Consider the following 11,955-nt stretch of genomic DNA (forward strand, 5'->3'; position numbering starts at 1 on the left):
CAAACCACTATAAATGCTTATTTATCGCCCAATTGCCTGCTACCTGGCCAATAAGGTCAATTCTCTCTAAATGAGGGATGCCTTGTATATTTATATTCATCATGCCTTTTAAGGGAACCATTTGTGTAGGCTTTGAAAAGTAATTAGCCCCTTGAAAGATAGCCGCATCCTTAAAAGCCAAGCTTTTATTAAATATAGGATTGCATCAAGAACTGCTTAAAAGTCTATAATTTATACTTTTTAATTTAAATTTTAAAAAGATCGTAGCTGCTTCACCTATTGAATTCCTATGGCTTTTTTTTGTAAAATTTAACGTATCCCCATCCCCCTCTTTAATTTAAGGTCAATAAAATACCCCCTTCAAAATACAAGAAAAAAATAATAAACATATTGAAAAGCCAAAATTTCATTTTCTCCATTCTTCTTTTTGCCGGCCTCCCCTTACAACCTTAAGCTCTTTTAATGATTAAAGCTTTGACTTTGATTCATCCATAACAGCCTCTCGGAAAAAATTGGATTATATGCGGGAGAGTCACGCAAAGCGGCAGCCTCTAGCTTAGCTTTCCGGTCTATTAATTCCCAGCGGCTATAAAAAAGATAACTATTCCTAAAAGTTCGAGCTTTTCTTAGAAACAAGCTAATATATAAGGGTTTGTCTTTGAAATGCTGGTGATGATGTCTTTTCCACAATGTCTCTTCATCTCCTATTCTTCTCCAGCGTTTACATACTTGCTGAGCATCCACAAGCTCTTGGGGGGAGAGAAAAGAAAAAATATGCACAATCAATTCTTCTGGTATCGTTTTTATTGAGGGAGGGGCCTCAGTAATAAGACGCCAAGGGTGCAGATCTATACAATTAAAAGGATTAAAGTTAAAAAAAAAGCATCCCATTATAATGACTCCTTAATTAATAGAGTTAAAAACATTCTCAACGCAAATTGTCTTTTTAAGTTAAAAAAAATTTAGCAAACAACAATATTACCTATCTACTATAATTATTCATGCCAACATGGTAAGCGATCGCAGGATAGATAGGGCTTTAGAGGAGATTTTATGGAGCACCTACACCGCCAAAAATACTCCTAAATAGCTATTTTTTCTATTTGCTAAGCTTTTTGATTTGCATTTATTGCTTAGCATCAAAGGCTTAGTTAGCCTGTACGGGTGGCCGCTTACCATTTTCTACCTTTTGCCTTTCAATAGTTTATGCAAGATGTTATGAAGAATGGACTTAATGACTACTTAGCGAATAATCATCTAAAAATTTATCAGAAGACCTTAAGGACATAACATGTTTATCAGTTATAACAAAGTAAGAATGCATGACACGGATATGGCAGGTATCCTTTATTTCGCTAAGCAATTTCGCTTTGTACATGATGCGCTAGAAGATCTAATGGACCAGGAAGGAATTACTTTAGATCACCTTTTCCACCATTCCTCGTTCGCTTTCGTAGTTGTACATGCTGAAGCAGACTACCTAAAGCCGGTTAAAGTAGGAGATGCATTAGAGGTGCATGTTGAAGTTATTCATCTAGGAACAACCTCCTTTTCTTTTGCTTACAAAATTTTCAGGAAAGTAGACCATCTGCTGATCGGTAAAGCCAAAACTGTACACGTTTGCCTGGATACTCAGACCCGCTCAAAAATAACACTTCCCGACGAACTAAAAAATATATTTAAGAAATATCAGCCTATTCAGCAAAAAACTTAGCTTTTCTCTTTTAAAAAGTCGTATGAGCGCCTGAATAATAGCCTTAATTTCCAACCTCTCCTTATTTTGGATGAGGCAAAAATGAAAAGTTTTTTGGCGTATTTTTTAGCTTATACGCTTTAAAGAAACCTAGTCTACATATCCAACCCTCTGAAAGCTTTCTTGATAGTTAAAAAGAGGACTCTTATAAAGTATGGGGCTGCATAATAAATAACTCAAAAGCGTCTTCCTATAAATTTGTTTGTTCTTGCCTAACCATAGGTTTTAAATCTTTTTGAAGCTTGTGGCTAGCATACCTAAGTGCCCGGCTGTCTTGCTGAACGGCCGCAAGAACAATTTCCTCATGGTTCCGCAGTTCTTCACTAGCATACTGAAGCGCCAAACCTTTTTTCTTAAATAGCGCTAAGAACGATTTCCCTATTATTCTGTAGTGCTGCGCTAGCAGCATAATAAAGCGCCGAACCGTTTTGCTGGACAGCCGCAAGAACGATTTCTCTATTATTCTGAAGTGCTGCGCTGCTATACCGAAGCGCCAAACCATTTTAAGGAAAGCAAGGCTGATTATTGTGGGAACCAATAGACAGGTAGGGGAAAAAACATTAATATTTTAACCTTAGCTATGGTATAAAGGAAAAGCCTTTCCTTTGGCGTGGTTTGCAATGAATAAAGCTGGTAATTCTTAGCAGATTAAAATTGAACAGCAGATACATAGGCGAAATTAGAGGATTTCAATCTTTTAAAAGGACTACTTAAAGACTCTACTCAGATTTCCTAGGCAGGTATTCAATATTTCCTACGTTAAGTAAATACTTAATGATGCTAAGCATGCAATAAACATGCCCGAGACAATTTTAAAGAATAAAAATCTAGGCTGCTAAAAAGGACAAGCACATTTAAGGCTAGAAATTTTTTGCCTTTTATGTTAAAAGTTTACTTTTTAATAGGATGTATTGATGAAAAACTTATTCTCACTTTTAAGCTTTTGCTTATCTATAGTTGCTTTTCCTTGTTTACATGGAGATTGCCGAGGCAAGATTGATGTTGCTCCTACTTTCGTCCATCTAGATATTGTGAACTTTGGAAAAACTGTTAAAACCATGGACCTCCCTACTATAAAAATCGACGCTAATGCTCTTGTCTATAAAGGGTTATGCATTAGGCCTGGTTTTATGTATGGATCCAATCGAGGCACCTTGTTAACCACAGGTTGTGGCTTAGGCTTTACTATTCCTTCTCAAAGGTGGTGTTTTACTCCTGCGATTGGTGCTAATTACACTCAGCTTAAGACTAAGATTCCCTTAAAAATCGCAGATTTTAAGTTAATAGCTAAAGAAAAATTTCGCTCTTGGTCCCCCTATATTTCTATCGAAGTTTTTTATAGAATTGCAAAGGGCTGCCGAGTAGGCTTAATGGTACAATATGCCTGGAGTCGCAGTCATACAACCATTAAAAGCATGGGCACAGACAAAAGTAAGAGCAATGCTAAAGGTCCTAGCTATGCACTCCTGATAGAAAAAGACCTTCATGAACACTGGTCACTTAATCTAGGTTTTGCTTACAACATTAGCTTAACACGCGAGAAGCATGGCCTTAGAGGCTATGGCATGAAAACAGGCTTAGCCTACTGGTTTTAGAAGGTAGATTCTAATAAACTTGCTTACTTTGGAAAGTCGGGCGAAACTAAACAACTCACCCGGCTTATAAAGAAATATGCTTAGGTAAGGCTTTATTCTGATGGTAATAGGATACTCCTGCCGACTGAATGATTGCTCCTCCTAGGCATTTTTCGCCTTCATAGAATACAATTGACTGCCGAGGGGTGACGGCACGTTGAGGAACATCAAAGACAACCTTTAACTGCCCGTCTGTTTCTGTCATAATGGTGCAGGCTTGATCTGTCTGCCGATAGCGCACTTTGGCTCTGCAAGCCAAGGGTAAGGTTGACCTTCCATGAGGAGAGACCCAGCTGGCTTCACAAGCGACTAATTCATCACAAAAAAGGGCCGGATGATGAGCCCCCCGTTCAATATAAACCACATTACGCTCTAGATCTTTACCAACAACAAACCAGGGCTCTCCTTGTCCTCCAATCCCCATTCCCCTGCGTTGACCTATGGTATAATAGGCCACTCCATCATGTATACCTATGACTTGCCCTTCAAGAGTTTCAAAGTTTCCAGGCCGATAAGCAATATATTGACTTAAAAATTGTTTAAAATTGCGCTCACCAATAAAGCAGATGCCTGTACTATCTTTTTTAGCAGAAGTAGCTAAACAATGCTCCTGTGCAATTTTTCGAACCTCTGGCTTGTGAAGGTTGCCAACAGGAAAAAGAACTTTAGAAAGCACATGGGATTTAATGGTATATAAAAAATAGCTTTGATCTTTACCAGAGTCTATCCCTTTTGCCAGAATGCTTTCCTCATCATGGGTAAAAGATTGGCAATAATGTCCGGTAGCTAGATAATCAGCGCCTAATGCCAATGCCTTTTCAAACATGACTTTAAACTTGATCTCGCGGTTGCATAAAATGTCAGGATTGGGTGTATATCCTTGCTTAAACTCCTCTAAAAACTGATTGAAAACATTTTCTTTATATTCTTTGACAAAATTAACCGCATAATAAGGAATGCCTATTTGCTCACAAACGCGTACAACATCTTCATATTCATAAGAAGCTTTACAGGTTCCATGCTCATCGGTTTCTTCCCAATTTTTCATAAACATTCCAATTACATGATACCCTTGCTGCTTTAGTAGCAGCGCCGCTACAGACGAGTCTACGCCCCCAGACATTCCTACAACAACAGTTTTTTGCCTATTTGGTATCATCATAGCCTTATCTTATTAATTTTTATGCTTTGCCGGAAAGAGATGTTAAAGTGTTTTTTTCTTTTTCAGACCGGGCAACTAGCACGGCACAGCAAGAGGTCCCAAAAACGTTAACTACTGCTCTACACATATCTAAAAGGCGTTCTACTGCTAATACTAAACCAATAGCATCTACAGGCAATCCTATCGTATGTAAAACCAAGATAGCTCCTACAAGACAAGCTGAAGGTATTCCTGCCATGCCTATAGAAGAGAAAATAATTAAAAGAAAAATAGTCGCAATCGAGCCGAGACTCCAAGTCACACTATAAACCTGGGCGATAAAAAAAACGGTCACACAAATAAATAAGGCCGAAGCTGTAAGATTTAATGAGGTACCTAGCGGCACGGTAAAGCTGCAAATCCTATTCGACACATGGGCACGTTTTTCTAAGCATTCTAAGGTTAAAGGCAGGGTAGCTGCAGAAGAACTAGTAGAAAAAGCTGTTAACAAAGCAGGAGCCATTGCGCGCACATGAGCAAGAGGGCTAACTTTAGCGACAAACTTTAATAGTAGAGGCAAAACAATCCCCGCATAAATAAATAAAGCAATAAAAAATGTTAAAGTAAACCAGGCTACTGAGCGAAAAGTTTCTATTCCTGTAGTAGCTACTACTTTAGCTACAAGACCAAAAACACCGATCGGCAAAGCACGCATAACCAAATGAGTAATTTTCATCATCACCTGAAAGATAGCATTCCAAAAGCCTAGTATAACCTGACTGGGGTAGGGGTCTATAGTAGAGGTAAAATATCCAAACAATAAACTAAAAAAGATGAGCCCTAGCATCTGCCCTTGAGAGGCAGCAGCTAAGATATTAGAAGGTACAAGCTTCAAAAGGAGCTGTTCAATTTTTTGAAAACTTCCGCTTTGCCCTTGAGCATGAAGCTCTACTAATCTGCTTGCTTGTGGATGGCTACTTTTTAACTCTTCTACTGGCTGGCCTATGCCTGGCTTAATGAGCATAACGCAAGCCAATCCAACCACTACAGCTAGCACCATAGTCAAAATAAAATAACTAAAAGTTTTATAGCCTAAGGTCCCTAATGCCCCTTCACTTCCCATACGAGCAGCCCCTACAATGATTGAAGAAGACACTAGAGGTACAACCACTAATGTTAGAGCATTCAGAAATAATTGACCTATTAAGTTATATAGCTGAACGAAAGGCACTCCCCCCAACGCTTTATCTGCTCCCGACCAAAGACCGGCCCCCACAGCTAAAAAAATGGAGGCAAAAACTTTAATCAAAACTTTATTTTTCATATAACTACCCAAGTAAAATAAGAAAATTATAAAGAAAAATTTCTTTTTTCAAAATGAAATAATATAAAGACCGCCTGAATCCAAACCTTTAAAGTCAACCACAAGTTAGCTAAAAATAGAAGCTTTATGCCCACACACTAAGATATCTATCTCCGCAGACAAATTAAAAGGTCGCGCCCTCCTCCCTAGAGAAACAGGAAGATAGGCCCAACCTCTAATAAAAGAGAAGAAAAGTTACTTCTCTGCTTTTTAAGAATAGAGTGGCCAGCTTAATTGAGAAAAATAGCTTTTTATTAGCCCATTTTTTTCTTTTTAATCCATCTTACTTGCCTTTATGCTTTTTAGGTTAAAGGAATCACCATCCTCCCTTGTAATCAATCATAATGAGGCTTTTATAAAAGATAAGCTCAATTCCTGCGGTTAGGCGTTTTTAAGTTCCATTCAAAAGTTTAAATTGTTAAACCAAGAGATTTAGTTTCTTGATAAATTTTTACATAGCTGCAAGGATTGCAAGCTTACTCTTGTTATAGATAGTTAAAAAATTTTAACCAGCATGTTAGGCATGTAAGTGTAGAGAAAAGGCCTTGTATTAGATAATCTACGAGGATAAATGCTAACTCTTTTCCAAAAATTTTCCTAAATTTTTCATGATCTCTTATCAAAGGAGAGATTAACATCAAAAGAGGGAGGTTGATTAATTGTAGAAAAAGCTCTTATAATTTACTCCTATGTTTACCCATATTTTTTTCTTAATTTTAGCTCTCCTGCTAATGAATAGCTTACCAGAGACTTCAGCGCCAGCAGTTCACTCTGCCTGGAGTGCTTTTGGCATATCCTTGCTTCTTTATATAGGGTTATGCAGTACCTTCTTTTTTCAATACCCTTTTTTAAAGAAGTTGTTTAAAAGAAAGCCGAGTTTTATTCTCTTCATTATAAATATAGAATTGTTAGCCTACCTTAGCGTTTATCAATATCTCTTAGATGCTGGCCGTCTATTTCATAGAATTCCCTTCATGCAAAACATGCATTTTCCTAACATTCTGTGGGAACTTAGCCTATATTTAGGAGGGCTAGGACTTTTTTATGCTCTTTCATTTGTGAAGTTTTATTCTTACAGCATTTCGGAGACACGCTTTTATTATGCTCAACGGCAGCTACAGCTATTGATTCCCTTTTTCCTTCCTTTTGTTATTATCACCCTGGTTTTAGACATTTTTAACGCCCTGGTAAGCTCGCAGGTTACTGCAAAAACTCTTGAATGGATGTCTGCCTCTTTCAGTCTCTTCATCGCTATCTTGCTATTCATTTTTCTTCCCTATTTCCTTCAAATAATTTGGAAATGCAAACCCTTACCTGCAGGAACGCTAAATAATCGCTTAACAATGATTTGTCAAAAGTCGGGATTTAAACATGCAGGCATGAAAACATGGACGGTAATGCACGATCAACTGACCGCGGGCATTATGGGAGTCATATCTCCTTTTCGATATGTTATGTTCACAGAGCGACTTTTAAAAGAACTTTCAACGGAAAGTATTGAAGCCATCCTGGCCCATGAAATCGGCCATAATACTCATCGTCATTTATTGTTTTATCCCTTTATTTTAGGTGGTATCATTCCACTTACCGGTCTATTTTTTTATTTTTTTTCTGCCCCGTTGTCCTACATTCTAGCTCAAGAAAAGGCTTGGCCTCTTTCCGTGGCAGGAAATTTTTTCCACACGCTCAAGATTTTTTCTTTTTATGCACTTATTACCTTAAGCTATTTTCGCGGCGTGTTTGGCTTCTTCTCTAGGCTTTTTGAAAGACAGGCAGACTTGCATGTTTTTAAAGTCGGTTTACCTTTGGAATCTATGATTAAAGCTTTAGAAGCTGTAGCCTATGCTAATGGAGACTACGCCACTCCTAACTGGCATCATTACAGTATCAAAGAAAGAGTAGAGTTTTTAAAGTCTTGCCTGCTAAACCCTCTATTAATCGAGCAGCATCATCGTAAAGTAAAAAAAGCTCTTCTAATCTATTTTGCCCTTTTCGCCACTGCTTTAACCTTTCTGCTTTATCTCATGATTAACTTATAGAACCATTCACTAAGCCACGATTTACACCTCAGTGGGAACTTTTATTGAGAGAAAAACCTGAGCAATGGTATAGATCTTTTTAAGTTTCATTCAACGTTTATCCAGAGGTCAATTGATGCCAAACTCTTTCCCTTCCCTGCATGTTTTGCAGGACTATTATAAAAAGCAGGAAAAAAATGCTTTGGAAGAATATTTTACTTTTTTACGTTTTCAAAGTATTAGCTCAGAGATAGGCTATAAATCCCAGATGGAAGCCTGTGCCCAATGGGTGATGAGCTATCTTAAAAGGATGGGTTTCGAGGCTGAAATTTGGCCTACTAAAGGGCATCCTGTCATCTTTGCCTCTTACATGAGGGCAGGCCCCTCCCAGCCCACCTTATTAATTTACAATCATTATGATGTTCAACCTGTTGATCCCCTAGAGGCATGGCACACTCCCCCTTTTGATCCTACTATTCGCCACGGAGAGGTCTATGCACGTGGAGCTCAAGACAATAAAGGACAATGTTTTTACACACTTTTTGCCCTCAAAGCTCTCATGAATATTGATGGAAAATTACCAATTAATGTTAAATTTTGCATCGAAGGAGAAGAAGAATGTGGCAGCTTAGGGCTTTCAGAACTACTGGCCCATAAAAAGAAAGAACTTGAAGCAGACTATCTTGCCATTGTTGACTTAGGACTTCGCCATCCTACAGCTCCTGCAGTTACCTTAGGGGTTAGAGGAATCGTAACCATGGATGTGGAAGTTAAAGGTACTAAGACAGATTTACATTCAGGTTCATATGGAGGAATAGCTTATAATCCCCTGCATGCGCTTGTAGATATTTTATCACAGCTAAGAGATTCAACAGGCTGTATAAGAATTCCTGACTTTTACAAAGATGTGCAGGAGCTTAGCCCAGAGGAAAAACAAAGAATTACTTTTGATTTTGACGAGCAAGAGTATTTTTCTACATTTGGAGCTAAGCCTACGGGAGGAGAAAAAAACTATACACCCCTAGAAAGAAGCTGGCTTAGACCAACAATAGAAATTAATGGAATCTCAGGAGGATATGCAGGAGAAGGCTTTAAAACTGTCATTCCTTCTCAAGCTATAGCTAAGTTATCGTGTCGGTTAGTCCCTCACCAATCTCCTGAGGAGGCTGCTAAAAAAATAGCTAACTTTATTGAACAAAAAGCTCCCGAGGGCGTGGAAGTGAAAGTTCATATCCATGCAGGCGGAGGCAAGGCAGTAAGAGTAGAGCCTTCATCTAAATGTGTACAAGCTTTCGCTAAAGCTTATGAGGAGGTGTATAAAACTTCATGTGCTTTTACATATTCTGGAGGATCGATACCGATCATCCAGCAGCTTTCTGAAGCCAGCCAAAGCGAGGTTGTTCTCATGGGATTGGGCTTGCCTGATGATCAGATTCATGCTCCTAACGAGCATTTTGGAATCGATCGATTAGAAAAAGGTTATTTAATTATTGCACGAACTCTTGAATTTTTAGCCAATTAGGAAGGTAATTATGCATCTAATTAAACGTAGTTTATGGACCCTGGTATGTTTTTCCTTAGTTTTTAGCCAAGGTTCTCTTTTAAGTTCTAAAGAAATCAGTTCAAATGTTCTTTTACAAGACTTTACGCAAATTGCTGACCAAGCAATTCCTGCTGTCGTTTCCATTCAAGTTAAAACAAAAAGCTTTTTTCCTCCGCGCAGCAATTTCTTTAATGAGGAGTTTTTTCAACCTTTTCAGCCTTTTTTTGGTGCTCCTCTTTATCCTGAACCCTTGCCTGAACTAGAAATCAATCAAGGTTCTGGATTTATTGTCTCCTCTGACGGCTATATTATTACTAATAGCCATGTTGTCAACAAAGCTACTGAAATAGAGGTCATCCTGAATGATAAAAGAAGCTTTACTGCTACTATTATTGGACAAGATCCTAGCACCGATGTAGCAGTGTTAAAAATTGATGCGCAAGGTTTACCCTACCTTAAGCTAGCTAACTCGGATGAGATTAAAGTAGGCCAATGGGCTGTGGCTATTGGCGCTCCCCTAGGCTTAGAGGCCAGTTTAACCGTCGGCGTGGTGAGCGCTAAAGGCCGGAATAACCTAGATATTGCTCAAATTGAAGATTTTATTCAAATAGATGCTGCGGTTAATCGGGGTAATTCGGGAGGTCCTCTTCTGAATTTAAAGAGTGAGGTGATTGGCATGAATACAGCCATCATATCAAGAAATGGTAGCGGCCATATGGGTATTGGCTTTGCAATCCCTAGTAATATCATTAAAAATGATTTTGAACAAATTTTAGAAAGCGGAACCATCTCCAATGGTTTTATAGGGGTTGCTTTGCAGATAGTCGACAAAGACCTTGCCAAAGCGTTAGGCTTAGAAAAACCTCAAGGAGCCCTTGTAGCAGAGGTAAGTAAAGATTCACCCGCAGAAAAAGCTGGCATTAAACAAGGTGATGTCATTCTCCAATATAATGATCGTTCATTTAACACTATTGGAGAGCTAAGGAATGCGATTGGCTTGATGAAGCCAGGCAGCAAATTAACTCTTACCATTCAGCGCAAAGATATACCACCTTTTACCCTCACCCTAGAAGTTGGCAGGATGCCTAGCTTAGGAGAAAGAACTCCTAGTTCGACGCAAAAAGAAAACAAATTAGGTCTTGAAGTACAGGAACTTACACCTGAACTTTCCCGCTCTTTAGGATATGGCGATCAAAAAGGCGTAGTGATCTCAAAGATTTTGCCTAATAGCGCCGCTGCATGGACGGGTCTAAAAAAAGGAACCTTAATCTTAAGCCTTGATCAACAGCCTGTTAGCAGCGTGGATCAGTTTAATAAGCTTTTGGATACCCATGATAGCAATAAGCCAGTCCTCCTGCTGGCTAAGCAAGGAAATGCCACACGTTTTATTTCTTTATGGGTAAAATAAGGGAGATAATTAAGTGCGAAGCTATATTTAGCTTCGCACTTCTTCTAAAGACTTAATTTTTCTTTACATCGTATTTTTGAAGTTCTTGTAGTTCTTCTTCTTCCCCATCTAGCTCTGCTTCGCTAGAGTCTAAAGGAATAGCAAAAACATCTGTTGTATCCGGATTGCTATGTAGATTGAAAGGAACTTTTTCCTCTGTAACAGCTGATTGATCGGCTGCAGGTGCAGCTGTAACTAACATAGGTATCATCGTATACAATAAGATAGAAACTAATTTTAATTTCATCGGTTCTTCTCCACAGGGTTTAATTTAGAAACAGCACTTTTATAGCAAATTCTTTCAATTTCGGTAAAGGAAAGCTCTATTTCCTAAAAAAATAGAACTTAAAAAAACTAAAAAGGTAGGAAAAAACCTTCTGGCTATCAGATAAATAACCTCCACAGCGGGCTAAATAGCTTACCTAAATTAAAGGCAGTCTGATCATCTAAGAAAAGATAAAAGCCGGCAAGCAATTGCAGATAAAGAGCTAAGAAGCTAAACTTCTTAGGCCAAAGAGGGAGCTATTTCTTAGGAAAACAGAAAAGCTGCAAGCTAAATTTGATTATTTTCAGACACGGTCACTTTGCAAGCGTTATTTTTTTCTTTTTCTCTTGCTTCCTTTTCCTCTTTAGCTTTTTTCTCGATAAGGAGATTAGCCACTCCCCCCGACCAATAAAGAGTTTTGTCATCAATTTTTTTGATAAGAAAGCCTATTCCTACAATAGCTAGAGGAGTAGCTACTAATAAAGCAACTGCTAGAGGAGAAGCTAAGGTGAGGCCAGCTACGATTGAACCTACCACAGAAAGAAGCGTTAAAGATAAGGTTCCAATCACAATTGCCAAGGCAATAATTTTTTTTTGCTTAAAGTCGGTAAGATATTTTTCTTTGCATATTTGTATGGCTCTAACTGTGGGGTTCTCTTGTTCCTCTATTTTAATAGAGGGAGGTACCCGGGAGGTTGTCCTTACAGAAGGGTGGATCATGGCTCATCCAAGTTTTATTACTCAAAAAGTAATTATAGTTACTACCTTTAAATAAAACAAGTCATATAAAC

General features: G+C 38.3%; 12 protein-coding genes. 5 read left to right on the plus strand and 7 right to left on the minus strand.

Features of this window, described 5'->3' with window-relative positions; genetic code table 11:
• Positions 1 to 459: 459 nt before the first annotated feature.
• Positions 460 to 891 (minus strand): F-box protein, encoded by a 432-nt coding sequence (locus tag DB41_RS07440; protein WP_039386045.1) that lies wholly within the window; start codon positions 889 to 891, stop codon positions 460 to 462.
• A 400-nt stretch (positions 892 to 1,291) separates the two neighbouring features.
• On the opposite strand from DB41_RS07440, the gene DB41_RS07445 reads away from it, so the two are divergent.
• Positions 1,292 to 1,714, plus strand: coding sequence for a thioesterase family protein (locus DB41_RS07445; protein WP_039386046.1), 423 nt, complete (start codon positions 1,292 to 1,294; stop codon positions 1,712 to 1,714).
• Positions 1,715 to 1,943: 229 nt separating this feature from the next.
• On the opposite strand, the gene DB41_RS11330 is transcribed toward DB41_RS07445, so the two are convergent.
• Together DB41_RS11330 and DB41_RS12995 are read right to left on the minus strand one after the other, a co-directional pair.
• Positions 1,944 to 2,162 carry a DUF4116 domain-containing protein gene (locus tag DB41_RS11330; protein ID WP_080502455.1) on the minus strand — a complete coding sequence of 73 codons (219 nt, stop codon included), beginning with the start codon at positions 2,160 to 2,162 and terminating at the stop codon, positions 1,944 to 1,946.
• Complete coding sequence (locus DB41_RS12995; protein WP_080502456.1) at positions 2,107 to 2,250, minus strand: DUF4116 domain-containing protein; 144 nt, start codon at positions 2,248 to 2,250, stop codon at positions 2,107 to 2,109. The genes DB41_RS11330 and DB41_RS12995 overlap by 56 nt, the downstream gene beginning before the upstream one ends.
• Before the next feature lie 417 nt (positions 2,251 to 2,667).
• Here DB41_RS12995 and DB41_RS07455 point away from each other — a divergent pair, with 417 nt between their 5' ends.
• The gene (locus DB41_RS07455) at positions 2,668 to 3,348 is read left to right on the plus strand and encodes a hypothetical protein (RefSeq protein WP_052244001.1); all 681 of its coding nucleotides are present in this window, start codon (positions 2,668 to 2,670) and stop codon (positions 3,346 to 3,348) included.
• Positions 3,349 to 3,412: 64 nt separating this feature from the next.
• Here the strand turns inward: DB41_RS07455 and mnmA are convergent, their stop codons facing one another.
• Both mnmA and DB41_RS07465 read right to left on the minus strand, forming a co-directional pair.
• Positions 3,413 to 4,549 (minus strand): tRNA 2-thiouridine(34) synthase MnmA, encoded by a 1,137-nt coding sequence (gene mnmA, locus DB41_RS07460; protein WP_193365245.1) that lies wholly within the window; start codon positions 4,547 to 4,549, stop codon positions 3,413 to 3,415.
• Between the two features lie 19 nt (positions 4,550 to 4,568).
• Complete coding sequence (locus DB41_RS07465) at positions 4,569 to 5,852, minus strand: dicarboxylate/amino acid:cation symporter (protein WP_039386049.1); 1,284 nt, start codon at positions 5,850 to 5,852, stop codon at positions 4,569 to 4,571.
• 896 nt (positions 5,853 to 6,748) lie between these two features.
• Here DB41_RS07465 and DB41_RS07470 point away from each other — a divergent pair.
• The 3 genes from DB41_RS07470 (at position 6,749) to DB41_RS07480 (ending at position 10,860) form a co-directional block, all read left to right on the plus strand.
• The gene (locus DB41_RS07470; protein WP_238578464.1) at positions 6,749 to 7,930 is read left to right on the plus strand and encodes a M48 family metallopeptidase; all 1,182 of its coding nucleotides are present in this window, start codon (positions 6,749 to 6,751) and stop codon (positions 7,928 to 7,930) included.
• 115 nt (positions 7,931 to 8,045) lie between these two features.
• The gene (locus DB41_RS07475) at positions 8,046 to 9,431 is read left to right on the plus strand and encodes a dipeptidase (RefSeq protein ID WP_052244003.1); all 1,386 of its coding nucleotides are present in this window, start codon (positions 8,046 to 8,048) and stop codon (positions 9,429 to 9,431) included.
• Positions 9,432 to 9,441: 10 nt separating this feature from the next.
• Entirely contained in the window at positions 9,442 to 10,860 is a 1,419-nt protein-coding gene (locus DB41_RS07480) for a Do family serine endopeptidase (protein WP_039386050.1), read from the plus strand.
• A gap of 52 nt (positions 10,861 to 10,912) precedes the next feature.
• Here DB41_RS07480 and DB41_RS07485 read toward each other — a convergent pair whose 3' ends face one another.
• Entirely contained in the window at positions 10,913 to 11,146 is a 234-nt protein-coding gene (locus tag DB41_RS07485; protein WP_039386051.1) for a hypothetical protein, read from the minus strand.
• 306 nt (positions 11,147 to 11,452) lie between these two features.
• On the minus strand, positions 11,453 to 11,884 hold the full coding sequence (locus DB41_RS07490) for a hypothetical protein (protein WP_039386052.1): 432 nt from the start codon (positions 11,882 to 11,884) through the stop codon (positions 11,453 to 11,455).
• Positions 11,885 to 11,955 lie beyond the last annotated feature (71 nt).

The organism is Neochlamydia sp. TUME1 (assembly GCF_000813645.1).
In the GTDB taxonomy this organism is placed as follows: domain Bacteria; phylum Chlamydiota; class Chlamydiia; order Chlamydiales; family Parachlamydiaceae; genus Neochlamydia.